Source organism: Amphritea opalescens (genome assembly GCF_003957515.1).
GTDB classification, from domain to species: Bacteria; Pseudomonadota; Gammaproteobacteria; order Pseudomonadales; family Balneatricaceae; genus Amphritea; species Amphritea opalescens.
Map to the genome: position 1 here is coordinate 1 of NZ_RQXW01000006.1, position 22,261 is coordinate 22,261.

Genomic DNA, 22,261 nt, shown 5'->3' on the forward strand with positions numbered 1-22,261 from the left:
ATCTAAAAGAAGGCACGATTGTCGACGCCACCATTATTGAAGCGGCCAGTTCAACCAAGAATAAAGCGAAAGCACGGGATCCCGAAATGCACCAGACTCAAAAAGGTAAGCAGTGGTTTTTCGGTTTTAAAGCTCATATTGGTGTAGACGCGAGAACAGGCCTGACGCACAGTTTAAGTACAACGGCCGCCAACGTACATGACATCACAGAGACAGAAAATCTGCTTCATGGAGAGGAAAGCTTTATCTCGGCGGATTCAGGTTATCGAGGCGCACAAAAACGAGAGGAATTAAAAGACATCAAGGCGGATTGGCTGATTGCACTGTTTATAAAAAGAAAGGGCCAAGCAAGGTCCGCCTTTTAAATAAACACCCGAGAATCAACAAGCAACCAATCCGAACAGAATACCTCAAAGCCAGTATCCGAGCAAAAGTAGAGCACCCGTTTCGGATCATAAAGCGACAGTTTGACTTTAGGAAAGTGATCTATCGAGGGCTGGCGAAAAACGACAACAAGCTGGCGATGCTGTTCGCCTAGCTAATGTGTTTAGAGTTGACCAGATGATACGAGCGGCAAGGGGATAGTCCGTTCAAAATCCACTAAACAAGGCTAAATAAGCTTGTTTAGTGGTGAAAAGCATCAAACAGGTGGAATCCTGTGCTTTTTATTTGAAAAAGAGAGGTTGAGTGTTTTGCGTCTTCTTAATCGTAGTTTCCCTAGCCAAGTTCGAGTATTAAATTCCGAATCTGATTAGCTAGCTCTGGCGTTTTAATTAAAACACCATGACAAGGTAGCAAAACTTCAGGTGGGGAAATTTCAATAAGTCTCATTACTTCGTTAGCAAATGCTTTTCGATCTTTAATACCAAAATCAGGAAATACTTTACTCATTTTTACAATGTCACATAGGGGGCCTTCGGTATACTTTTGGCCAGAAAAGGCATCAACAACATGCCAAATATGCCCTATCTGCGCTGATTCGATGAGCCAAACCTCACCATTTTTCAAACCACTGGGTTCTTCCAAGGTAAGCCCGTCTGGTAGTGCACTGGCTAGCGATGATAACCCTTTGAACGTTAGTCCTGTCTTGCTAGTCAAGCGTGCATGAGCACTCTCAGATGCCACCAGATGCGCTTTTGGGTAGGCTTTTGAGTACTCTACCAAACCAGCATTATGGTAGGTATTGGGGGCGAGTAAATATTGGACTTCGCCTAATTCGATTAGGCTATCTTTAGCCTCTTCACTGAGGCCTGACACTGGACTATATAAACAAACGCCACCTGTTCTTAGTTTAATAGCCGTGCATCTAAGGCTATTTTTGGTGGCAGTATATAATGTAGCAGAGCCATCAACTGCTTCAAACTTGGATAATTTAGCTGCCATTGGTACTTCCTTTGTCGTGGTCAAATTATAGTGGTCAAATAAATCTGCTCATGGTTCCGTAGTCTACCCAATATAACGCTTAAGCATTTTTCTATTTGACCACTAGCCCTATAATTAGTGTTTATTTAATAACTTTTTTATACCAATCGACAATACCTTCACCAATTTCGTGTGGATGCGACTCTTGTAGATAATGCTTTCCTTCACCTAAATCTACTGCAGTAATATTTTTCCACGTTTCAGCGATATGCTCACCTAATTCTCGATTAATGATTAGTCCTGGCTCTGCATAAAATAACAACTTAGGCACATCTGAATTTTTGTGGTATTCATTATATGAATTAACAATGTCAGTGGTAAATTTTGGAACGCCATCAAACGAAATTTAACCAGGCCACATAAGCAGTGGTTTATGGCTCTTTTCTTCCAAATAAGGGGCTCGGTAATGGTCCATTTCTTCTTGAGTTAATTCTCTGCCCGCCATCATGGGTAGCATAGCTTCAATAAAGAAGTTGTTTTTAACAATCATTTCATGCCCTTCTGCAGGGTCACGAAATTTTTTAAATAATGTTTCTGTCTCTTTAGTCGTATTTTTCCAATAAGAAACTTGAGACATAGCTTCAAAAAAACAATCCCTTTTATATTTTCTCTATGCTGATTGGCATAATTAAAACCTAAAGCAGAGCCCCAATCTTGAATGACTAGAATGATGTTTTTCAGCCCTAAGTTTTCAATAAACGCATCCAAATAGGTAATATGGTCTTCAAATGTATAATCTATATCAGGCTTGTCAGACTTACCCATTCCAATAAGATCAGGAACAACCACACGACCTAAGGCACTTACATACGGAATGATGTTTCGCCATAAATAACTTGATGTAGGGTTTCCGTGTATGAGTAAAAAAGTATCTTTAGAATTTTTGTCTCCTTCATCGACATAATGCATTTTAGAATCTAATACTGCTTGAAATTTAGATTCAAAAGGAAACGCTGCTGATATTGGTTTGTTGTTTAACATGCTTATTCCTTTTCAAATATTTAAATTGAATTTTTGCGATTTAAAACTCTTGCTGCTTTTCTAATTTGCTTCAGTTTTTCCCGTTTTGTTTTATCCCACTTTTCTGTACCCGCGCTATATCCATAAGCACATATTTTAGTTGCGTTTTCCAATAGAAATTTTTCCTGCTCTTTAGGGTATATATTTCCTATTTCTCTAAGTGTCCAACCTACTGCTTTTTCGACATAATAAGCTTTGTCAGAAATTAAAGGTGCTACCAAATCTATAAGTACTTGAAAAGGTAAATAGTGTTTTCTATGAGCGCTGTAATAAAGTAAACCTACTATGCTTTGTCTTCTATGCCATGGGTTTGTAGATGTATTCCATTTTTTATACGTTGGCAAAATTAGTTCTGCATCATATTCTACTAATTGAGCGTATATTTTTGAAATACTATCGCTTGTTTCCCATCGATTAATTTTGTCTTGCCATAATTTAATCGTGGGCCAAGCGGCCAGCATTTCATCTTTGTTTTTAATATGCTCCTCCAAGAAATACAAACAAAACATTTCTGCTCTATACATTTTTGTGTTCGTCCAGATATAACTCCATATCGCTAGTTGTTCATAAAAAGACATGTGCTTAAAAGAAAAACCTCTTTCAAAAGCTTTCCTTTGTAAAGGAACGGTTTCTCCTGCTTTAGAAGTGATTGTTTCTATTTCTTGAAGGTAGTTTTGCATATTATTTAAAACTCTACTATTTATGGCTTCTTTCGCTAATGCTGATTTAAAGAAATGACCAACCGTTCCTTATAAATTAATTGCTTGCGGTTAATGCAGTGATAATCACTTCATTACCATGATAAAGTTGAAATATCTGGTTACTGACTTCGTCGCGATTAATGCAATACTCTATTGATTTAGCGACATCTTCTCTGCTAATGAATAAATCATTTGTAGAAGTTGAACACGTGGTTGTTATGAGCCCGTTGCCTTTATCATTAGTCAGGCTTCCCGGTCTAAGAATAGTGTAATTTAGGCCACTGGATAATAGGTACTGATCGGCAAAATACTTTGCCACCAAATAGGGTTTTATTTCTGATTCAAATTCGTCAGGGTCTTGTGCGCCTAAACCACTTACCATTACAAAATGTTGTATGCCTACCTTTAAAGAATAATCAACTGCTTTTTTTGCTGCCCATAAATCTATTAAAAGTGTTTTATCGTAGCCTGTATTACCGCCAGAACCAGCACTAAATACTACTTTATCGCAGTCCTTAAAAGCGTGTTCAAAATCAGTTTCAAGATCGCCAACAACAACCTCTACACCCATATTTTCTAACTTCTCAGCTTGTTGTTTGCTACGAAACATTGCGACAACTGGGCGATCCTGATTGTGAAGTAGATCAACCACTATTTTACCAATCTGACCATTAGCGCCAATAACGAGTGTTTTTTTCATTTGTTATACCTTTGAAAGCAACTGTTTCAAGTTGACCTGCCAAACGATATATAAAAAGGCAGGATCAACTCACATTAGATTAGAAATCTTGAATAGTGGGTCTGATAATAATTTCGTTAATATCGACATCATTTGGTTGTTCAATCGCATAGGCGACAGCTTTGGCAATAGATAACGCAGGAATGGCGTCTTTATAAATATCTTGAACAAATTGAGAGGTGGCTTCATCCGAACTACCGAATTTTAATTCAGAATCAATTAAGCCAGGTGATAATAGCGTTGTACGTATATTGCCACCCACTTCCGCTCTCAATCCTTCTGTTATCGCTTTAACCGCAAATTTTGTACCGCTATAGACAGCCGAACCCGGTGAAACTTTATGTGCAGCAACGGAAGCGAGATTAATAAAGTGACCACTATTTTGTTTGGTAAACACGGGAAGTGCAGCGGCGATACCGTAAAGGACCCCTTTGATATTAATGTCGACCATGCGATCCCATTCATCAACCTTAACCTCAGCCATTGGGGCAATCGACATCAAGCCGGCATTATTGACCATGACATCTAAGCGTCCAAAAGTCTCAATCGCCTTGTCGACAAGCATTTTAACCTGATCGGATTTGGTGACATCCATCGTGACATATTCAGCTTCGCCACCCTGAGCACGAATATCGTTTACGATAGCTGCTAGTTTTTCACTACGACGCGCACCCAATACGATTTTAGCGTCTTTTTGAGCCAGAAAACGCGCAGTTGCTTCACCTAAACCACTGCTAGCACCCGTTATAACAATGACTTTATTTTCAATATTTGTATTCATTGGATATAGCCTATTTATTATTCATTTCTAAGTGAACAAGCGCTTTTTCTGCAATTTCAACACCGTATTCCTGAACAAAGTGTCCTGCCTCTGCAATTTTTAAGGGCTCAGGGCAGCCTTTAATAAAGCTTCTTAAGTACTCCATCGGGCCTTCGCCTAATGCCGTATCTTTCATGCCAATAGCCATGAAGCTTTGACCGTTCCACTCTTTTGACCAAAACTCTCTTGCGCGTTTTCCAAGTTCAACACCATCCATTGTTGGCTCTACAGGCACCATGGCAGGAAAGCGTCTTACGCCTGCTTTATAGCTGTTATCTGGAAATGGCGCGTCATAAGCAACAACATCCATCACGGATACGGCTGGCCCTGCGTCACATGCAAATAAACCACCGATAGGTATTTCGGGCAGATTAGCGCACATATCTCGCCACTGATAAAACCCTTCCGAAGCGCTTTCACCCACCGCTATTGCCGTGTTCATAACAATCAAATTTTTGAATCGATCTTGCATATCCATTGGGATTGTTAACCCTAGAATTCCGCCCCAATCTTGACAGACCAGCGTAATGTTTTTCAGATCAAGGCGTTCAATCAATTGCATTAAACTGTCACGGTGAAAATCAAAGGTATAGACCGATTCATCAACAGGTTTATCTGAACGACCAAAGCCAAACAAATCAGGCGCAACAACACGATGACCAGCTCCCGTAAATACTGGGATCATTTTTCGATATAAGTAGCTCCATGAAGGCTCACCGTGTAAACATAAAAAAGTGTTTTCGGATGATGAATCACCCTCGTCGATGTAGGCCATACGTAAAGACTCAAAACCCGCTAAATCATCAATGTAGTTAGGTTGGTAAGGAAAAGCCGGTAATACAGAGAATCTTTCTTCTGGTGTTCTTAGTGCTTTAATCGTCATAATATTTCTCCTGAAAGTAGTTTGCTTAAGTTAATGTTATCAATGCTAAAATTATTAATTTATAAGCTACTGGGTTTTGCCTAAAAATAGCGATTTAAAAGACAGTCCAGATACGCGCATACTGCCAATGATGTAAACAAAGGCGGTAATAAGATCCATGACTGAAATAAAGATAAATACCTTTGGTGCCAAGCCTAATGAAGCGGCATATGTAACTATGATAAAGCCGACCATTCTTACCAATCCGTTCCAAACAATAAGAGGTGCACGGGTTTTAATGTCTGAAGTAGCCCAAAGTAACGTAGCGCCCATAAGCATAAAAGATACGCCCAATACCACCGTGATAATTAACGTGTCTGCTTGAGGTGCCATCAGCGCTGAAATAATCATGCCTAGTGCGATTGGAAAGTTGAATAGCGCCGTAATTTGTACGAATTTTTTAAACATTTCTAGTTCACTTATTTTACACTTATGAAGCGATCGCTTCAGAATTGAGTTAATTGTGAAGCGATCGCTTTGTAATGTCAATAGGGTGAATTGACATTTTGAAGTGACTGCTTCAAAATAGAGTTAATTAATATTATTTTTAAGGGCCACAGAGTGAAAGCAGGACGAAAAAGAGCGTTTGATAAAGAGGTCGTTTTAGATAAAGCGATGCGGTTATTTTGGGCCAATGGGTACTCGGGTACTTCTGTTGCTAATCTTTCTTCTGAGCTTGGCATTAATACGTCGAGTTTGTACGGCACGTTTGTCAATAAAGAGCAATTGTTCAAAGATGCTTTGGCACATTATCAAAAACAATATGTAGAAGTTAACTACAGACACCTAGTAGAGCCATCAAATGCAACATTAAAGGAGCGGTTACAAGCTTGTTTCTATGGGCTTATTGAGCTATTCACCAGCGATGAAACGCCTCGTGGATGTTTGCTTGTAAAGAGTCTTAATGAATCAGATAGTGTTGCGTTTCCAGAAGATGCGGTTGTTTATATGAAGAAATTAGGAACAGAAACTCAGCAAACATTGACAGGTTTATTCGCGTCTGAGATTGCGAAGACGGATATGCCCCAAGGCCAAACAGCTCAAAAACTTGCTACGTATCTATTGTCAATTAGTTATGGCATTGCCGTTCAAGCAAAGGCTGGTAAATCGGAAGAAGAGTTAAAGTCAGTCCTTGATCATAGTTTGAATTCTATCCTTGGTTAAAATTGATTAATAATTATGTCGAACTAATGTTGGATATAAATTTATAGTTTAACAAGGCGCTGGCGTACCCGCTTCGGCTTGCTTTAGGATCGCCATGATTTGGCTATCGGTATAACGTGACTTTTTCATGCAGAACCTCCTGCGTATAGATTACGAGAAAATTCTACTTTTAAGCACTATTATTTTTCGGGGGGATTACCCAGAGATGCACCAGACTCAAAAAGGTAAGCAGTGGTTTTTCAGTTTAAAAGCTCATATTGGTGTAGACGCGAGAACAGGCCTGACGCACAGTTTAAGTACAACAGCCGCCAACGTACATGACATCACAGAGACAGAAAATCTGCTTCATGGTGAGGAACGCTTTATCTCGGCGGATTCAGGTTATCGAGGTGCACAAAAACGAGAGGAATTAAAAAGCATCGAGGCGGATTGGCTGATTGCACTGTTTATAAAAAGAAAGGGCCAAGCAAGGTCCGTCTTTTAAATAAACACTCGAGAATAAACAAGCAACCAATCCGAACAGAATACCTCAAAGCCAGTATCCGAGCAAAAGTAGAGCACCCGTTTCGGATCATAAAGCGACAGTTTGGCTTTAGGAAAGTGATCTATCGAGGGCTGGCGAAAAACGACAACAAACTGGCGATGCTGTTTGCCTTAGCTAATGTGTTTAGAGTTGATCAGATGATACGGGTAGCAAGGGGTTAATCCGTTCAAAATCCACTAAACAAGGCTAAATAAGCTTGTTTAGTGGTGAAAAGCATCCAAACAGATGGAATCTTGTGCTTTTTTATTTGAAAAAGAGAGGTTGGGTGTTTTACGACTTATTAATCGTAGCTTCGTTAGCTGAAAGCTAGAGCCATACTGTATCTGTTAACAATACCAGTCAGAGGTCAGCATGATTAACAGTAGCATAGGTTAATGGCTCCCAGTGCGACTGGGATTATTTGAGATCATTTTCTGTAAATACTTATGATGTTTTCTTTCGCCACGCCAATTTTTGGAATGGGGTATCAAGTGGTGTTTTTGCAATGTGATTCACGTAGTTACTGATCACCTTCTGAGAAACGCCTAAAATAATGTCCAATATTTGACGCTGCGCGTAACCTGCTGCTAAAAATTCAGCGACTGCCACATCATCCACATTGCCGCGATTGCGCACGATACTCAGCGTCATATCCTGTAAGGCTTGTAACTTTGCTGTGGGCATTGGTTTTTGATCTCTCAGTGCTTCGGTCAACGCCGGATCAACCTTCATCATGCCTGCAATGACCGTATGCGCAGGTACGCAGTAAGTGCAACCATGCTCGACATTAATTGTCTGCCATACCACCGTTAGCTCCTCAGCATCGAAAGAGGAAGCAACGAATAGGTCATTGAGTTCGCGGTAGGCGATGAGTAATTCTGGCGACTCAGCCAACACACCATGCAAGTTAGCAATCATGCCATTTTGTTTAAGTGATGCTTCCAGTAGCGGTTTGCTTTTTTCTGGTGCTGTTTCAAGATTATGGATAGTAAATGTAGTCATCTTTAAAAATCTCTTAATTTGTTTTGTTGTAAGTTTGCTGAAGTAGCGACCATTGAGCCAAGTGGGCCTACTGACCCATAGCTTCTGTTAATATTTGCTTATAGCCTTCAATGGTTTGGCTACCGTTAACCCTTAATTTCTGATTGAAAAACATCGTTGGTACAGAAGAAATCCCCATGGACTGCCACTTTGAAACCTCGGCTTCAATGTAGCTTTGTATTTCAGGGTTATTAAATACATCTGCCGAGTCATTCATTTTTATGCCAACAGCTCGCATTTCCTGCTCCAGCACGTCTGTTTTTGAGATATCTTTTTTCTCCGTAAAAAAGGCATTAAACAGACGCTCCTTCAATACAGTTTGCTTACCAAGCTGTCTGGCATATTCCAGAGCAGCATGTGCTTTATAGGTATTAATGACCCGTGTGTTGTCATCCAGGTTAAACGTCAGTCCATTGTCTTTAGCCATCGCAGCAATCCGCTCACGGTTAAGACGACTTTCTTCCAAGCTACGGTGGTATTTTCTAGCACCATAGTCGTTATTGTTTTCACCTTCTTCCGGCATATCAGGGTTTAGAAAAAACGGATGCCAAACAATCTCCACATCGTCTTGTAAACCCGTTTCAGCCATTGCTTGCTCCAAGCGTTTGTAGCCAATGGCGCACCACGGACAAACCACATCAGAGACAAAATCAATTCTAATTTTTTCCATTGTTAACCGCCTCTCTACAGTGAGGAAAATTCATCATGGAGCTTATTGTGGCGTAATGACTCCAAGAGATAATCAGAGTTTTTCACCTATCATTGAGGCAAAAAAGGAAACAATTAGATTTTGTGGTGTAATATGATCATCCTGAATTTGAGCTTTAATCACACTCTCAAATGAATGTTGGAATCATGGCTGTCCAGACGACAACCCAACAGAAATAATAGACTTAAGCAGGACGACAGAGATGGATATTGCCAGAAGACTAGATCTCTTCTTAGATGTTGTAAAACAGGGCTCTTACACTAAAGCAGCCAATCTGAGACAGATAGATCGCTCAGCCCTGTCAAAGCAGATTATGATTCTGGAGAAGGAGCTAGGGATTCGTTTGCTAAACCGTTCTACGCGCTCATTATCGCTCACTGAGGCCGGAAAAGAAGTGCTAAAACAGGCCGAGTCGGTCAGGCAGACCGTTTCAGATACTTACCGGATTGTGGAAAATTTTCATAACGAACCGAAGGGCTTGCTACGGATTACCAGTCCCACCTTATTTGGTAAGTTGTACGTGCATAAAGTGGTTAAAAAATTCATGCGTACTTATCCTGAAGCGCATATTCACCTGACGCTGGATAATCAAAAACTAAACCTCATCGAAGATCGTTTTGACCTAGCGTTTAGAATCGGTAAGCTCGATGATTCCAATCTAATCGCTAAGAAGCTCGCGGATAATCATCCCGTGTTATTAGCGTCAGAAGACTTTATTAAAGAACACGGTCAACCAGAAACGCCAGAAGAATTAGTGAAGCTGCCTGCGGTGTTTTATGCCAGTGATGGCTTGGTTGTGAATCGCATTCCGATCGTTGAAGACCTTAGCAGTGGCGAGACCAAGTCGTGGGAGTTTCAGGGACATTATCGGGTGAATGAGCCAGAGTTGATTATTGATGCGGTGCGTTCGGGGCTGGGCTTTGCGGTGGTGGGACGTTATATGTTGGATAAACCGCTGAGTGAATTAGGTTTAGTGCCGCTGTTAACGAACTATCAGTTTCCGGATTTCTTTGGTGGTATATATGCCATGTATCCGCATCGTAATCCCACCCTGCTAGTCAATAAGTTTATTGAAATGATGCAGGATGAGATTAGGGATACTCCGGTGCTTACACCTCGTGCTTTATTCAACGATGGCTGCAATCACCAATGTTGACAGTGTCGCACTTATTATATGAATCCCCGCGGGCCTTTGTCTAAAATTTAAATACCCTGACACAAAAAAAAACGGTTCCTAGGAACCGTTTTTCGTCAAAAAATCTTTATAAATCAACTAACTAGCCAAACTTCTCTAGCCCACTCCCAAACCGTTGTCCATTCCTCTATCTCACCGCTTTCGGGTGTCCAATAGACCACCGCACCATCGATCGTGACGGCATAAAAGCCGCCGTCATGGGCACAGATCGGCGTCTGTTCACGGGACAAACCGATAGACCAGGCATAAGCTGCCACTTCGGGTAGGTGGGTATGGGAAGATGGATCGGCTACCGTTACCGGCTCAAGAGAGCCGCAGATGACATCACTGACCGTCAACAGAAACTCTTTGAAGTCTGGATAAAGCGGCACACAGATATCTTCCTCTGCGGCCACGACGTCATCAAAGTCGGGCAACTCTAACGGTGTTACAACATCAATATTAGCGTCACGTATCGCATCAATTACATCTTGCATAACTTTTCCACAAACCTTTTATGTATTGACCACTGACTCAACTGAATCGTTTCAGAGCAGTTCAAGTATAGCTTCAGCACTACTGACTTCAAAGGTTTTAGGCTCTTCAACATTGAGGGCTGTTACCACGCCATCTTCGATAATCATGGCATAACGGCGCGAACGCACACCACCAAAGGAACCGCTATCCATCTCCAGTCCTAGCGCCTTTGTTAACTCAGCGCCGCCATCGGCAACCATGGTAATCTGTTCAGCATTTTGTGATTCGGCCCAAGCCTTCATGACAAAGGCATCATTAACAGAAAGACAGGCGATCAGATCAACGCCTTTGCTGAAGATATCATCGGCTTTAACGATATAACCGGGCAGATGGGATGACGAACAGGTCGGCGTAAACGCGCCAGGTAACGCAAACAACACTACTTTCTTGTCCGCAAACAGTTGCTCGGTACTCACCGCTGCGGTCTCACCCGCAAAGATAGTGCTAACACTGACAGCTGGAATTTTATCGCCTACTTGAATCATAACCGTTACCTATAAAAGATGTGATCGAATGCTGAGTTATACAGATATTACATAAAAGCAGATCATCCAGTATTTCATGCGATAAAGAAAGCGAAACAGCGCCTCACTCACCGATAATTAAAGCGCCGATGGCCGCTAAAATACATGGCCTATTCAAGAGTACCGTCTTCAGAACCGTTAAGCAGAGAGATCATAACCACAACCTTACTGCTTGGTGGCCGCTTCCATCGCCTCTACCCTTTTCGCCATCTCATCTTGGATATATTGATCCATATCTTGACTAAACTGCTTAATCTCATTGGGACGGGTCGGTACAGCCGGTATGGTTGAATCTTCCGCAGCATCATGAGGTTCAGTTGATACCGAAGGCTCGTCCTTAGGCGCCATCTGTTGAAGTGTCAGCAAGCCAACAATGAGTACCACAACCATTAATACGATTAATCTCATCACCCACTCTCCCTATGAACTTCGCCAAATACAAATTGATGCTTTAAGGATAGCAGAACTACCTTCCACTGATGCGATAAGCACGTTCCTCAATGTTATAACCCAAACCCGAAACGTAACAACATAAAACAAAACATCCCCAGCACAATGGTGGTCAATAGATCCCGACGCCAGAAGGCGACCAGTGCCGCAAACACGCCGGCCAACAACCAAGGATTATCGAACCTTAGCCACAGTTCGCCTCGGGGCAATAGCACCGCAGGCACAATGATGGCGGTTAACACCGCGGGCGGCACAAAGCTCAATCCGGTTGTTAACCAAGGGGGAAAACGCACCTTTCCCGCAACGGCAAATAACACATAGCGCACACTAAAGGTGGCCATAAACATACCGGCGATCAACAACACTTCAGTCATGGTGAGTCTCCTGCGCAGAACTGCGTTTCAGTAGGAGATGAAATGATAAACCGGTTGCGATGCCGCACAACGCCGCTACGATTAAACCGAGCTTGTGGGGCATGCCGAAGGTGGCCATGGCAATCGCCCCAGAGACAATCACTGCCCCCCACATCGGTTTGGTTTTCAGATAAGGCACCACCATGCCGATAAAAGTCACGGACATGGCAAAATCTAATCCCCAGTCGGTCATATCCGGAAACAGCTCACCTAAGGCGATACCCAACCCCGTGCAGAGTATCCAGTTACCATACATCGCCAACCAAGAACCGAGATAGAACCAGTGCGCATGTTCGGTGTTTTGCTGCAGCATAAAACGGTTACTGACGGCAGCAAAGGTCTCATCGGTCAAACCAAAGGCCATCATCACCCGCCAACGATGGGGCAGATGAGCCACCTTGGGCACTAGGTTAGCGGCATAGAGAATATGCCGTAGATTCACCACAAAGGTCGTGGCAATAATCACCGGCACTGCGGCACCTGCCGCCATTAAGCCCAACGCAATAAACTGAGCAGAGCCGGCAAACACAATGACCGACATCGCCAATGCTCCCCAAGCCGATAAACCGCTCGGGCCGGCCAGAGTGCCAAAGATAATGCCAAAGGGGATTGCGCCAATAATCAAGGGGATGGTGGCCTTAGCACCACCTAGCATCTCTCGTCGCTGAATGGCACGTAGATCCTGCTTGATCTCGGTATAACTAGTCACAAACTTAACCTCATATAGATATCGGCTCTGGGGTAATAGGAGTCCCCAGCCGGATGATCGGCCTGTCTAAAGCCCAGATTGCGATATAACTGCAACGCCCTTTCAAGCTTACTGGAGGTTTCAAGGAACACCTCTGTAGCACCCAGTTCACGCGCCTTATCTAACGCCGTCAGCAATAACCGCCGCCCCACACCGACCGCCTGCCAGGCATCATCCACACCCATTTTAGAAATTTCATACTGACCATCGCTATGCCGTGCCAGTGCCACGCAACCCATCACCTTGTTATCCGCTTGATTGCGGGCAAACCAGATATAGCCCCCCCGTGCGAGGTAATAACCTTCAGGATTATCCAGTGCTTGGCGATCCCTATCGGTGAGTTCTCCGGCAAAATAATGGTTTAACCAAGCCAGATTAAGCGTCTTAAAATCATCGCGATATTGATCATTCCAGCCCGTAATCGTTACCTGCTCACTGTTATGACGTCGTGTTAGCTGTTGTAACACCGGCTCATAGAATCCCTGCTCGTTGAGCAAGGTTTCAAACTCGGCCAACGAATCCAATAGCGGGTATTGCTGAGCACCGATCAATCCGTCGAGATGGTTTTCAATCGCCTGCCATACGGGCGCTATCTGCTCGAATAAAGCGTCACTCTGCGGCGTTAACGCCAATAGCTGTCGCCTTTCATCATCGGGGTCTACTGTTTTGCTCAACCAGCCCTCCTGCTGCATCTTACGGGCGAGTTTACTGATTGCCGGATGACTCACCGCCAGCTTTTCAGCGGCCTCGGTGACCGTCATCGCGTTCTGCTGATGCAACAGGTTAAACAGTGGGAAAAAACTCGGATTAAGCTCAATACCCTGACTTTGATAAAGCCGGATAACATCCTGCACTAGGCGGTCCGACAACCGTTTTAACCGACTGCCAAGGGACAGGCTGCCAAAACTCTTCATGTAATCCATACCACCTCAATCCAAATAACTGACATCTATCGGTAAAAAAGCTTTAACAACACTAATTACGTAACTGGTTACGGATTTTACAATAAAAAAGGAGGGTATGAAAACCCTTGATGATTTCAATTAAGATTGAGATTCGATCTCACTCTTGTTTAAATCGCTACAGACCTTATACACCAAGGACTACAGCTAATTTATGATGATCTTTCAAAATGAACCTTTTAAATTTAACGTGAGACTCTTCTCTAAAGACAGGTAAAACTTAAGTACGAACAACAACGTAATCATGCATCATTGCCTTCTCTGAAAACACGTTATGGAGGATCTATCTGATTTATTATTCCAATTATGATTTATTGCGAAACCAACCAAACGAAAAAAGCTAATACGACCAAGCTATTACGCTTACATGTTACTGACAAGCTACCCCTTCTTGAAAAACCTCTCTAGCACTGAATAAGTCACAAATATCTTAGAGGCAGGAAGATACAAATTTATGTCTAAGCGCGTCGCCAAGACTTTCTATGGAATGTCTATGCTGCATGCCGTGAATACAAAACATCGTTGATAGCGGATCAGGTCTCCTTCCTTTCCCTGCTTTGGGATAGAAGGGTTAATAACAGCTTCAAGTTGACCCCAAGGCATGATAATGGCTTTTATGGAGAAGACTGATTATTACTTTCCTGAAAAAGTGAGCCGTACTGATGTACAGGTTGTCGATACCCATTCAGTTATTCTGAAAAAAGCGGCCAGACACGAGTTTAATTATGATGATGTTGAGTTTTTCTTTGATGAACCGCCGTCAAAGGGAGCTTAAGAAATGTGTCCGGAAAACTGTTGCCAGATTACAATTATACGCATGAAGCAATTATCGAAAGGTGTCTTCTGGCTACCTATATCCAAGGCACTTTCTTGGTCTTAAATTCAATCGTTTCTCTGCTTGTCGCACACCTTCATCCTCGTATTAACAACTCACCGAGATGCCCCGGTAATAAGGCTGAAGGCACAATATTACGAGACCCAAAAACACCTCCAGCGCCACTTTATCATCCCTCAAGCCTTCCCGTGTGATGAAGCGAGCTAAAACACTGGCGAGCAATTCATCTTCGTGAGCTAATGGAAACTGGAGTATCATCGGTGCTCCACTAGAATTGAAGATCTAAAAATCACCAAAGCCTGAGCTAATCCTAATTTCCCGAGCCTCAGGGGAGTATGGTGTGCTAGATAAGTTTTTCATCTTCGGTATTTATCTAAGTACTCCTTCATAATAGTCGCTCATGCTATAACTGCTAAATACCCCAGATGAGCAGGCCACCGTTAAGGGGGTAATTGGTCTAGCTTCAGCTTTCCACCGACAAGTCATAGCTGAAGGAGTCGAGACCGTTGCGCATGCAACCCATTTACTTTCAATGGGCTGCGAGTTAGCGCAAGGATACGGTATTGCTCGTCCAATACCTGAGGCAGAAGTGAAAAAACGGATCGAACAATGGAAGCCAGATCCTGCCTGGGAAATGAAAAGTAGTTCTACTTCCTCTGAATGACTTGCCGTGAAATTTTCATTTTTGGTTTGAATAGACCTTGCCACTTTAAAGTGGTGGGCAGTTTTAGTTGACCACTACATTGCCTATTCCAACGAGTGCCTGGAAGAGCTCCACTGTATCCGACAGATGTAAAGATTGCGCGTGAATTAGGTTTGATGGTGTGACTTTCAAAAAGAAGGCCATATACAAGAGTTTAGCTTAAATTCCAGCGTTACTATTACATTTTATGTTCCTGAAGTACGATACCATTTTGCTGCTGGACTTCACGTACGAACTGTATAATCGCTGCCATCTCTGAAAAAGCAATCTCTTTTTGAGCGGGCATATCACCATAGGGCCAATGATGTTGTTGCACGCCATTTCGTACAGCGGAATAAAACGACTGATTAGAATGATGTCCAGGATTATAAATACTGTGAATTAAAGGAGGCCCTTTAAGGGATCCTTCACCATTATTACCGTGGCAGGCTGCACAGGTACGATTAAAAGTTATTTGTCCCTTTTCGGCGGCGGCCGACAAAGCGCCGACCTTAACATCGACATGACCATTAAAGTGCTCTGCCAATGTAACCTGGCTATTCAGAACAAAGCCCATAACAATTATCCCGAGTGCCCATTTTATCTTATTCATTGTCATCAACCTTTTTATCCGGCCTTGTTAATCATGTTATTTAATGATGTCCGGTATCATTTTTTCCACGAGCAGTAAGGATCTGATATTGAGCTGCCGTCAGATCAGGCAAACGCTTGAGAAACGCTACCATGTTCCAGATACGCTCATCATCATGCCCTGGAGCCCAGGCGGGCATCCCGGAAGCTTTAATCCCGTGTTTAATAATCCAGAAATTTCGCTGATCTTCAGCCTTTTCATTACCATCAACACGTGAAATATCTGCTAAATTTGGCGGCACTGGATACAAACCTAAGGTGAAATCGCTTTCGCTTTTATCCGGTTTGAGGTGACAGCCTGCGCACATATCATTGTAGTCCGCACCGCCTTTGAGTAAACGATCAGCTGAACTAATATTCGAAGGTACTACGATGTTCTGCGATGCCCGAGCAATCGAGCTTTCACGTAATGTTTCTAGTGCCCAGGTTGTAACGTCATAGTGAGGATCGTCTGCCCCCATCGAATATAAACCTGAATAAAGAAATACCACGCCCCCTATCATTATTGCGCCTATAGTTGCACCAGCCATAACTAACAGTCGCTTGAAACAAGCGTCTTTTTTTAAAACGGCCATCAAGTAACCTCCGCCGAAAAAACCTTTACCGGTCGCGGTAAAGGTCAATTCAAATAGCTGTTTTTATAATTTATTTACTGAGATGACGCTTTATCATGATGACCCGGCTTTCCCTCCTCAGTCATCTGACCATCATGGCCATGAGATGCGCTTTCTGCTTTGACCGGCTCATGCTGCATGGTGCTCATGCACTGCTGCATCATTGCCATCAAGACAGGATCATTCATATCCATTTTGCTATGATCCATTGTACTCATAGCCGCACAGTCAGGATTCTCTGCTGTTTTCATATGCTCTTTTTCACTATGAGCCTGTGCAGCGAACGCCAGCATAAGTGCAGGTGCAGCGATTAATACGCTAAGTTGTTTCTTCATTGTTAATGCCTAATTTATTTTTAATAGTATGTGATCTTTTAAAGCGCCCTTAGAACCAGAACTTCACACCGACGACATAACGGGCATCACGAACGGAGTTGTCCGCGGCCCGAGCGATATCAGCAGTTTCACCAAACTTACTTGTCCATTCGACACCTATATAAGGTGCAAATTGACGAGTAATTTCATAACGTAACCGCAGCCCTAAAGCGGTATCAGTAAGACCACTGCCTAACCCGTTTTCGATATCATCCTGCCCATAAAAACTCATCTCAGCGCGTGGTTGTAGAATCCACTGCTGACTCAGTAATAGCTCATATTCCGCCTCAAGTGAAAGAGCAGTGCGCCCACTCTCGCCAAGATAGGCGGTCATGTCCAATTCAAACCAGTATGGCGCTAGGCCTTGTAGTCCAACAGCAAGCCATTGTCGATCAATACCTTCATCGTACTGATCAAGCCGTATTCCAAGTTGTGTATCAAAATATGCATTGTACGCATGGCTCCATAAAATATCTGTCTGGCTTTCTTCCAGACGGCCATTGGCAATATCACCTTCCAATTTGATCGTCAGGCGATCATAGGTTGTTCCATACCAACCCAGAAGATCAAATACGCCGGATTCACTCTCGTCGTTATACTCAATCCTGTCTCCCTGAATCGCCCAGAATTTATGCTCGTCAGCCAATTTAAGCTGGCGTGGCCCTGCCAATGCATAGGGGCCTTTTTCTAGAGTATAGCCATCCGAGTAGGCATGTGGGTCGCGAGCATTGGCCGGCGCTTCACCGCCCTGCGCTTTTGCCTCAGTTTGTGTATCAGCACTGGCAGCAGATGCCAGTATTGGGCTCGCACTCATTGCTATAGTGGTAATGATCGCCAGCGGTTTTAACATCTCAATAAAATTAATTGATTTCATGACACAACCACCTCGCGGAACATACCCGCATCCATATGAAAAAGAAGATGGCAATGCCACGCCCAGCGACCAAAGTCATGTGGTGTTGTCAAAAAGCTAACACGCTGTGCGGGTTGTACCGAAATAGTATGACGACGCACTAATAAATCACCCTCTTCAGATTCAATATCGCTCCACATACCATGTAAATGCATCGGATGGGTCATCATCGTGTCATTCTGTAAAATTACCCGTACTCGCTCACCATGATGCAGCGATATAGGCGTACTCTGACCAAACTCTAATCCATCAATAGACCAGCTATACCGCTCCATATTTCCGGTCAAATGCAGTTCGATCTCGCGTGTTGGTGCACGATCATCATCCAACACGCCCGTCGCGGAACGCAGGTCCGACAGTGTTAATACTCGACGGCCGTTGTTACGCAGTCCAATACCCGGATCATCCAGATTAGTACGCGGTGTATCCACTCGCATATCGACAGACGGCCCATATTCAGTACTGGCATGTCGGACCGTTTGTGAAGGCTTAGCCAAAGAATTCGAACGATTGCCATGTCCCATCGTACTGTGATCCATGCCTTTCATGGCACTATGGTCCATGCCTTTCATGGCACTATGATCCATGCCTTTCATGGCACTATGATCCATGCCTTTCATGGCACTATGATCCATGCCTTTCATGGCACTGTGATCCATGTCTTTCATGGCACTGTGGTCCATGCCTTTCATGGCACTATGATCCATGTCTTTCATGGCACTATGATCCATGCCTTTCATCGTACTGTGGTCCATACCTTTCATGTCATGCCCCATCGCACTGTGATCCATGGCTCCCATCATGTCGGTCATGTCGAGCCATTCAACGGGGTCAAGCTCCGGCACCGCCGCCACGATTCCCGGACGCACAGATAAGGTACCGCGTGCGTAACCTGTTCGGTCCATGCTTTGTGCAAAAATACAGTATGCATCCTCTTCAGGTTCGACAATTACATCATAGGTTTCACCGGGACCAAATCGAAACTCATCTACGCTTACCGGTTTAACACTCTGACCATCGGCCTGTACAATATTGAGACTCAAGCCTGGAATGCGAACATCATAGAAGCTATTACTGGAGCCGTTGATGAAGCGCAGACGCACCTGTTCACCTCTATTGAAAAGCCCGTTCCAGTTACCGGCAGGCGTCATACCGTTCATCAAATAGGTAAAGGTTGCTGCTGAAAGATCCGCTAAATCCGTAGGGCTCATCCGCATCTGATTCCACATCTTGCGCTTTTCAAGCGCACCGGTGGTTCCAAGCGTTGATGCATCTTTTAAAAAGTCACCGACTACTGGCTGATTGAAGTTATAAAAATCACTTTGCACCTTCAATTTGGCAAACACAGACATCGGGTCTTCATCGGTCCAGTCTGATAGCAGTATCACATGATCTTGACCTGCTTTAATTGATTCGTCTTGACGTGGCTCAACAATGATTGCTCCATACATACCGGTCATTTCCTGAAAGCCGCTATGCGAGTGATACCAGTAGGTACCGCTTTGCTTCAATGTGAAACGGTAAACGAAGGTCTCTTGCGGCGCTATACCACGAAAACTGATACCTGGCACGCCATCCATCTCGTAAGGAAGAATAATTCCATGCCAATGAATTGAGGTAGGAACCATCAATCGGTTAGTAACACGAATAGTCACCTCGTCACCTTCACGTAAACGAAGTGTCGGGGCCGGAATGGAACCATTAATAGTAGTAGCCGTGCGTGTAACACCCGTAAAATTTACAGGGGTTTCTGCTATCACTAAATTTATTTCCTGGCCGCTTAGTACAGGAGCTGATCCCAAGCGAGTATCATTAGTGTTAGCATAGAGCAGCTTTGGCATCGCTGATAAGATACCGCCCGCTGCGAGGCCTTTTACAAAAAGCCTTCTAGAAAAACGCTGGCGGGACATAAACGCAGATTCGTCTTGTTTCATCTTATCGAGTGCTCCGTAGTAGCCGCCTATTATGTAGATAATGGGTGGCCGCTATGTTTTATAAATACTAATTTTTAATTTCATTACTCTACCTCACCCCAACTAACGGCAGCATTACCCAAAGATGACAAAGCTGTAATCTTTGGGTAATGCTGCTGTGAGTATGCATCCGTTACACTAATGACTATATTAAGACAGGAGCAAAGCCGTGAAACTTTTAGTGGTAGAAGACGAAACTAAAACCGGTGATTATCTGCACCAAGGGCTGACAGAAGCAGGGTTCCTGATCACATTGGCGCGAAATGGTCTCGATGGATATCATCTCGCTATGACGGAGCGATTTGATATCATCATTCTCGACGTGATGCTGCCTGATGTTGACGGATGGCGAATTCTTAAGTCGTTTCGCGAAGCGGGACATCAAACACCAGTCTTATTCCTCACTGCTCGCGATAGCGTTGATGATCGCGTTAAAGGATTAGAGCTCGGCGCTGATGACTATCTCGTCAAACCTTTTGCCTTTCCTGAGCTGCTAGCCAGGGTTCGTACCTTATTGCGTCGTGGCGCCACATCTAGCGCAACAATCGAACTAACCATCGCCGATCTTATACTCGACTTACCTCGTCGCCGAGCTACGCGTTCCGGTAAAAAAATACCACTAAGTCAGAAAGAGTTTGCGTTGCTGGAATTATTAGTACGCCGCCAGAGTGAAGTATTGCCCCGTACTATCATTGCTTCAGAAGTATGGGACATGAATTTTGATAGCGATACGAATGTAATCGATGTGGCAATTCGCAGGTTGCGAGCAAAGGTCGATGATGATTTTGAACTCAAACTTATTCACACAGTTCGTGGTATGGGCTACAAACTTGATGTAGAGGATGATGATGCTTGTACGTAAAATTCGCCTGAGATCACTTACTCTACGAGTACTGCTATTTGCCAGCATCGCCATAGGATTAGGTCTTTTCCTTACCGCTTCGCTGGTCATATCATCGGTCAATCACCATTTTCTTGAACAAGATGCGGCTGAGCTAGAAGTCATTACTCAATCAATAGAAACGGTTCTAAAGCAATCGAACGATGCAATCCAGTTAGAAAAGGCGTTATCCCAGGCGGTTTCAGGTCATCATAGTGTCTATTATCAAGTGAGGAGTCGCCAAATACCTCTGCTATTTCGCTCCAATAACACAGATTTCACTCAAACAACTGAATCTTTTCAACCAAGCCAAAATATCGATACTGATAATTTGCGCACTTGGAAAAGTGATGGAGTAACTTACCGTGGTGCCATCATCACGATATCTGAAAACGGCATTTCTTTTCGCGTTACCGCAGCCGTGGATATGGGGTTTCATTTGAAGTTTCTCAATGAATTCCGTGAGACTTTATGGTTCATCATGCTCGGAACCAGCATAGCGACTGTACTCATTACCTGGTTAGGTATTAGACAGGGACTTTTACCACTTCGTGGTTTAAGTAACAGCATGCGTGAAATTGAAACTAACCACCTCAATGTACGTATCGACTTGGTAACTGTGCCCATTGAATTACAGGAGCTAACACAGTCCTTCAATTATATGATTGGCCGACTGGAAGAAGGATTTGAGCGCCTATCACACTTTTCATCAGATATTGCCCACGAATTACGAACCCCACTTACCAACCTGATCACTCAAACTCAAGTAACACTTAGTAAAACTAGAGAACCAGACACCTACAAAGAGCTTATCTATTCCAACTTAGAGGAGCTTGAGCGTTTAACCAAAATGGTCGGGGATATGCTGTGGTTAGCTAAATGTGATAATGATCTAGTCAAGCCTGTAATGGAACAATTAGACTTAAAAGAAGAGATTGTTGTGCTATTAGATTTTTTCGAAGTACTGGCAGAAGAAAAGAAAATTTCACTGATCGTAGAAGGGCAAAAAACCAACATAATGGGAGATCGGTCGTTATTAAGACGCGCCTTTTCTAACCTCCTGTCCAATGCTATTAGGCACACCCCTCAGGGTAAAAATATTCTCGTCAGGCTTGAAACTACTAATAATATAGCGAGTATTTCTATAATAAACCCGAGCAGTGATGATATTCCTTCAGAACATTTATCTAGGTTATTCGATCGATTTTACCGGGTAGACCCTTCTCGCCAACAACAGAGCGAAGGAGTAGGACTTGGGTTGGCGATTACTAAATCTATTATTGAATCGCACGGAGGTAATATTATTGCTCGCTCTAATAGCAATACAGTCATTTTATGTGCTTCATTACCGATGTGAGTAAACCCAGTCTGGATGCAAGATATACGTATATGAAATACCCAACTGCTGCTGGGCAAACTATCCAGCTCATCTGGGCTCCCACATAGAGCGCGACTACTTTAGTGTTAAAC

At 43.4% G+C, this 22,261-nt stretch carries 28 protein-coding genes and 2 pseudogenes; 8 read left to right on the top strand and 22 right to left on the bottom strand.

All coding sequences use genetic code 11. The features are described 5' to 3' along the window. Positions 1 to 585: pseudogene (locus EH243_RS07940) on the top strand (IS5 family transposase); the annotation flags it as partial. Between the two features lie 132 nt (positions 586 to 717). Here EH243_RS07940 and EH243_RS07945 read toward each other — a convergent pair. From EH243_RS07945 to EH243_RS07980, 9 genes are all read right to left on the bottom strand, one after another. Further along, on the bottom strand, positions 718 to 1,383 hold the full coding sequence (locus tag EH243_RS07945; RefSeq protein ID WP_126158124.1) for a DUF4336 domain-containing protein: 666 nt from the start codon (positions 1,381 to 1,383) through the stop codon (positions 718 to 720). A 121-nt stretch (positions 1,384 to 1,504) separates the two neighbouring features. Further along, complete coding sequence (locus tag EH243_RS07950) at positions 1,505 to 1,693, bottom strand: hypothetical protein (RefSeq protein ID WP_126158125.1); 189 nt, start codon at positions 1,691 to 1,693, stop codon at positions 1,505 to 1,507. Positions 1,694 to 1,768: 75 nt separating this feature from the next. After that, positions 1,769 to 1,912 (bottom strand): hypothetical protein, encoded by a 144-nt coding sequence (locus tag EH243_RS18515; protein ID WP_164549069.1) that lies wholly within the window; start codon positions 1,910 to 1,912, stop codon positions 1,769 to 1,771. After that, positions 1,909 to 2,403 (bottom strand): alpha/beta fold hydrolase, encoded by a 495-nt coding sequence (locus tag EH243_RS07955; protein WP_126158126.1) that lies wholly within the window; start codon positions 2,401 to 2,403, stop codon positions 1,909 to 1,911. Before EH243_RS07955 ends, EH243_RS18515 begins: the two co-directional genes overlap by 4 nt. Positions 2,404 to 2,423: 20 nt before the next feature. Then, on the bottom strand, positions 2,424 to 3,146 hold the full coding sequence (locus EH243_RS07960; protein ID WP_277600706.1) for a DNA alkylation repair protein: 723 nt from the start codon (positions 3,144 to 3,146) through the stop codon (positions 2,424 to 2,426). A gap of 52 nt (positions 3,147 to 3,198) precedes the next feature. Continuing rightward, complete coding sequence (locus EH243_RS07965) at positions 3,199 to 3,843, bottom strand: SDR family oxidoreductase (protein ID WP_126158128.1); 645 nt, start codon at positions 3,841 to 3,843, stop codon at positions 3,199 to 3,201. Positions 3,844 to 3,922: 79 nt separating this feature from the next. Further along, positions 3,923 to 4,663: an SDR family oxidoreductase gene (locus EH243_RS07970; RefSeq protein ID WP_126158129.1), complete on the bottom strand. Its 741-nt coding sequence runs from the start codon at positions 4,661 to 4,663 to the stop codon at positions 3,923 to 3,925. A 10-nt stretch (positions 4,664 to 4,673) separates the two neighbouring features. Beyond that, on the bottom strand, positions 4,674 to 5,585 hold the full coding sequence (locus EH243_RS07975) for a haloalkane dehalogenase (protein ID WP_126158130.1): 912 nt from the start codon (positions 5,583 to 5,585) through the stop codon (positions 4,674 to 4,676). 66 nt (positions 5,586 to 5,651) lie between these two features. Then, positions 5,652 to 6,032 carry a hypothetical protein gene (locus EH243_RS07980; RefSeq protein ID WP_126158131.1) on the bottom strand — a complete coding sequence of 127 codons (381 nt, stop codon included), beginning with the start codon at positions 6,030 to 6,032 and terminating at the stop codon, positions 5,652 to 5,654. A 153-nt stretch (positions 6,033 to 6,185) separates the two neighbouring features. Between EH243_RS07980 and EH243_RS07985 the strand changes: the two genes are divergently transcribed. Beyond that, positions 6,186 to 6,788: a TetR/AcrR family transcriptional regulator gene (locus EH243_RS07985; RefSeq protein ID WP_126158132.1), complete on the top strand. Its 603-nt coding sequence runs from the start codon at positions 6,186 to 6,188 to the stop codon at positions 6,786 to 6,788. Positions 6,789 to 6,987: 199 nt separating this feature from the next. Continuing rightward, a pseudogene (locus EH243_RS07990) lies at positions 6,988 to 7,493 on the top strand (IS5 family transposase); the annotation flags it as partial. Positions 7,494 to 7,755: 262 nt separating this feature from the next. Here EH243_RS07990 and EH243_RS07995 read toward each other — a convergent pair. Continuing rightward, positions 7,756 to 8,313 (bottom strand): carboxymuconolactone decarboxylase family protein, encoded by a 558-nt coding sequence (locus EH243_RS07995; protein WP_126158133.1) that lies wholly within the window; start codon positions 8,311 to 8,313, stop codon positions 7,756 to 7,758. Positions 8,314 to 8,380: 67 nt separating this feature from the next. Further along, complete coding sequence (locus tag EH243_RS08000; protein WP_126158134.1) at positions 8,381 to 9,022, bottom strand: DsbA family oxidoreductase; 642 nt, start codon at positions 9,020 to 9,022, stop codon at positions 8,381 to 8,383. Positions 9,023 to 9,263: 241 nt separating this feature from the next. Here EH243_RS08000 and EH243_RS08005 point away from each other — a divergent pair, with 241 nt between their 5' ends. Next, on the top strand, positions 9,264 to 10,217 hold the full coding sequence (locus EH243_RS08005) for a LysR family transcriptional regulator (RefSeq protein ID WP_126158135.1): 954 nt from the start codon (positions 9,264 to 9,266) through the stop codon (positions 10,215 to 10,217). A gap of 113 nt (positions 10,218 to 10,330) precedes the next feature. On the opposite strand, the gene EH243_RS08010 is transcribed toward EH243_RS08005, so the two are convergent. From EH243_RS08010 to EH243_RS08035, 6 genes are all read right to left on the bottom strand, one after another. Continuing rightward, a complete protein-coding gene (locus EH243_RS08010) occupies positions 10,331 to 10,732 on the bottom strand; it encodes an SMI1/KNR4 family protein (RefSeq protein WP_126158136.1) in 402 nt (133 codons plus the stop codon). Between the two features lie 51 nt (positions 10,733 to 10,783). Continuing rightward, entirely contained in the window at positions 10,784 to 11,257 is a 474-nt protein-coding gene (locus tag EH243_RS08015) for a peroxiredoxin (RefSeq protein ID WP_126158137.1), read from the bottom strand. Positions 11,258 to 11,461: 204 nt separating this feature from the next. Next, the gene (locus tag EH243_RS08020) at positions 11,462 to 11,704 is read right to left on the bottom strand and encodes a hypothetical protein (protein ID WP_126158138.1); all 243 of its coding nucleotides are present in this window, start codon (positions 11,702 to 11,704) and stop codon (positions 11,462 to 11,464) included. Positions 11,705 to 11,799: 95 nt separating this feature from the next. After that, positions 11,800 to 12,120, bottom strand: coding sequence for an AzlD domain-containing protein (locus tag EH243_RS08025; RefSeq protein ID WP_126158139.1), 321 nt, complete (start codon positions 12,118 to 12,120; stop codon positions 11,800 to 11,802). Then, positions 12,113 to 12,868, bottom strand: coding sequence for an AzlC family ABC transporter permease (locus tag EH243_RS08030; RefSeq protein ID WP_241235023.1), 756 nt, complete (start codon positions 12,866 to 12,868; stop codon positions 12,113 to 12,115). Before EH243_RS08030 ends, EH243_RS08025 begins: the two co-directional genes overlap by 8 nt. Further along, entirely contained in the window at positions 12,865 to 13,830 is a 966-nt protein-coding gene (locus tag EH243_RS08035) for a bifunctional helix-turn-helix transcriptional regulator/GNAT family N-acetyltransferase (RefSeq protein WP_126158140.1), read from the bottom strand. Before EH243_RS08035 ends, EH243_RS08030 begins: the two co-directional genes overlap by 4 nt. Positions 13,831 to 14,476: 646 nt before the next feature. On the opposite strand from EH243_RS08035, the gene EH243_RS18520 reads away from it, so the two are divergent. Continuing rightward, the gene (locus EH243_RS18520; RefSeq protein WP_164549070.1) at positions 14,477 to 14,644 is read left to right on the top strand and encodes a hypothetical protein; all 168 of its coding nucleotides are present in this window, start codon (positions 14,477 to 14,479) and stop codon (positions 14,642 to 14,644) included. Between the two features lie 469 nt (positions 14,645 to 15,113). Then, a complete protein-coding gene (locus EH243_RS18875) occupies positions 15,114 to 15,368 on the top strand; it encodes an EAL domain-containing protein (RefSeq protein WP_126158320.1) in 255 nt (84 codons plus the stop codon). A gap of 217 nt (positions 15,369 to 15,585) precedes the next feature. Here the strand turns inward: EH243_RS18875 and EH243_RS08045 are convergent, their stop codons facing one another. The 5 genes from EH243_RS08045 to EH243_RS08065 all read right to left on the bottom strand — a co-directional run bounded on the left by EH243_RS08045 (position 15,586) and on the right by EH243_RS08065 (position 19,872). Next, positions 15,586 to 15,999: a c-type cytochrome gene (locus EH243_RS08045; protein ID WP_206441555.1), complete on the bottom strand. Its 414-nt coding sequence runs from the start codon at positions 15,997 to 15,999 to the stop codon at positions 15,586 to 15,588. A gap of 40 nt (positions 16,000 to 16,039) precedes the next feature. Next, positions 16,040 to 16,612, bottom strand: coding sequence for a c-type cytochrome (locus EH243_RS08050; protein ID WP_126158142.1), 573 nt, complete (start codon positions 16,610 to 16,612; stop codon positions 16,040 to 16,042). Positions 16,613 to 16,686: 74 nt separating this feature from the next. Further along, entirely contained in the window at positions 16,687 to 16,986 is a 300-nt protein-coding gene (locus EH243_RS18585; RefSeq protein WP_206441557.1) for a hypothetical protein, read from the bottom strand. Positions 16,987 to 17,035: 49 nt separating this feature from the next. Next, complete coding sequence (locus EH243_RS08060) at positions 17,036 to 17,899, bottom strand: copper resistance protein B (protein ID WP_164549071.1); 864 nt, start codon at positions 17,897 to 17,899, stop codon at positions 17,036 to 17,038. After that, positions 17,896 to 19,872 (bottom strand): copper resistance system multicopper oxidase, encoded by a 1,977-nt coding sequence (locus EH243_RS08065; protein ID WP_206441559.1) that lies wholly within the window; start codon positions 19,870 to 19,872, stop codon positions 17,896 to 17,898. Before EH243_RS08065 ends, EH243_RS08060 begins: the two co-directional genes overlap by 4 nt. A 208-nt stretch (positions 19,873 to 20,080) precedes the next feature. On the opposite strand from EH243_RS08065, the gene EH243_RS08070 reads away from it, so the two are divergent. Together EH243_RS08070 and EH243_RS08075 are read left to right on the top strand one after the other, a co-directional pair. Next, positions 20,081 to 20,773: a heavy metal response regulator transcription factor gene (locus EH243_RS08070; RefSeq protein WP_126158143.1), complete on the top strand. Its 693-nt coding sequence runs from the start codon at positions 20,081 to 20,083 to the stop codon at positions 20,771 to 20,773. Further along, positions 20,760 to 22,148 carry a heavy metal sensor histidine kinase gene (locus EH243_RS08075; protein ID WP_206441561.1) on the top strand — a complete coding sequence of 463 codons (1,389 nt, stop codon included), beginning with the start codon at positions 20,760 to 20,762 and terminating at the stop codon, positions 22,146 to 22,148. Before EH243_RS08070 ends, EH243_RS08075 begins: the two co-directional genes overlap by 14 nt. The last annotated feature ends 113 nt before the right edge of the window (positions 22,149 to 22,261 follow it).

Bases quoted from the DNA above. Each gene is read 5' to 3' on its own strand.
- EH243_RS07995 (WP_126158133.1), bottom strand. From the start codon at position 8,313: ATGACTACATTTACTATCCATAATCTTGAAACAGCACCAGAAAAAAGC.
- EH243_RS07970 (WP_126158129.1), bottom strand. From the start codon at position 4,663: ATGAATACAAATATTGAAAATAAAGTCATTGTTATAACGGGTGCTAGC.
- EH243_RS07975 (WP_126158130.1), bottom strand. From the start codon at position 5,585: ATGACGATTAAAGCACTAAGAACACCAGAAGAAAGATTCTCTGTATTA.
- EH243_RS08000 (WP_126158134.1), bottom strand. From the start codon at position 9,022: ATGGAAAAAATTAGAATTGATTTTGTCTCTGATGTGGTTTGTCCGTGG.
- EH243_RS08005 (WP_126158135.1), top strand. From the start codon at position 9,264: ATGGATATTGCCAGAAGACTAGATCTCTTCTTAGATGTTGTAAAACAG.
- EH243_RS07945 (WP_126158124.1), bottom strand. From the start codon at position 1,383: ATGGCAGCTAAATTATCCAAGTTTGAAGCAGTTGATGGCTCTGCTACA.
- EH243_RS08060 (WP_164549071.1), bottom strand. From the start codon at position 17,899: ATGAAATCAATTAATTTTATTGAGATGTTAAAACCGCTGGCGATCATT.
- EH243_RS18585 (WP_206441557.1), bottom strand. From the start codon at position 16,986: ATGAAGAAACAACTTAGCGTATTAATCGCTGCACCTGCACTTATGCTG.
- EH243_RS08045 (WP_206441555.1), bottom strand. From the start codon at position 15,999: ATGAATAAGATAAAATGGGCACTCGGGATAATTGTTATGGGCTTTGTT.
- EH243_RS08025 (WP_126158139.1), bottom strand. From the start codon at position 12,120: ATGACTGAAGTGTTGTTGATCGCCGGTATGTTTATGGCCACCTTTAGT.
- EH243_RS07955 (WP_126158126.1), bottom strand. From the start codon at position 2,403: ATGTTAAACAACAAACCAATATCAGCAGCGTTTCCTTTTGAATCTAAA.
- EH243_RS08020 (WP_126158138.1), bottom strand. From the start codon at position 11,704: ATGAGATTAATCGTATTAATGGTTGTGGTACTCATTGTTGGCTTGCTG.
- EH243_RS18520 (WP_164549070.1), top strand. From the start codon at position 14,477: ATGGCTTTTATGGAGAAGACTGATTATTACTTTCCTGAAAAAGTGAGC.
- EH243_RS08010 (WP_126158136.1), bottom strand. From the start codon at position 10,732: ATGCAAGATGTAATTGATGCGATACGTGACGCTAATATTGATGTTGTA.
- EH243_RS08050 (WP_126158142.1), bottom strand. From the start codon at position 16,612: ATGGCCGTTTTAAAAAAAGACGCTTGTTTCAAGCGACTGTTAGTTATG.
- EH243_RS08015 (WP_126158137.1), bottom strand. From the start codon at position 11,257: ATGATTCAAGTAGGCGATAAAATTCCAGCTGTCAGTGTTAGCACTATC.
- EH243_RS18515 (WP_164549069.1), bottom strand. From the start codon at position 1,912: ATGATTGTTAAAAACAACTTCTTTATTGAAGCTATGCTACCCATGATG.
- EH243_RS08065 (WP_206441559.1), bottom strand. From the start codon at position 19,872: ATGAAACAAGACGAATCTGCGTTTATGTCCCGCCAGCGTTTTTCTAGA.
- EH243_RS07965 (WP_126158128.1), bottom strand. From the start codon at position 3,843: ATGAAAAAAACACTCGTTATTGGCGCTAATGGTCAGATTGGTAAAATA.
- EH243_RS08035 (WP_126158140.1), bottom strand. From the start codon at position 13,830: ATGGATTACATGAAGAGTTTTGGCAGCCTGTCCCTTGGCAGTCGGTTA.
- EH243_RS08075 (WP_206441561.1), top strand. From the start codon at position 20,760: ATGCTTGTACGTAAAATTCGCCTGAGATCACTTACTCTACGAGTACTG.
- EH243_RS07980 (WP_126158131.1), bottom strand. From the start codon at position 6,032: ATGTTTAAAAAATTCGTACAAATTACGGCGCTATTCAACTTTCCAATC.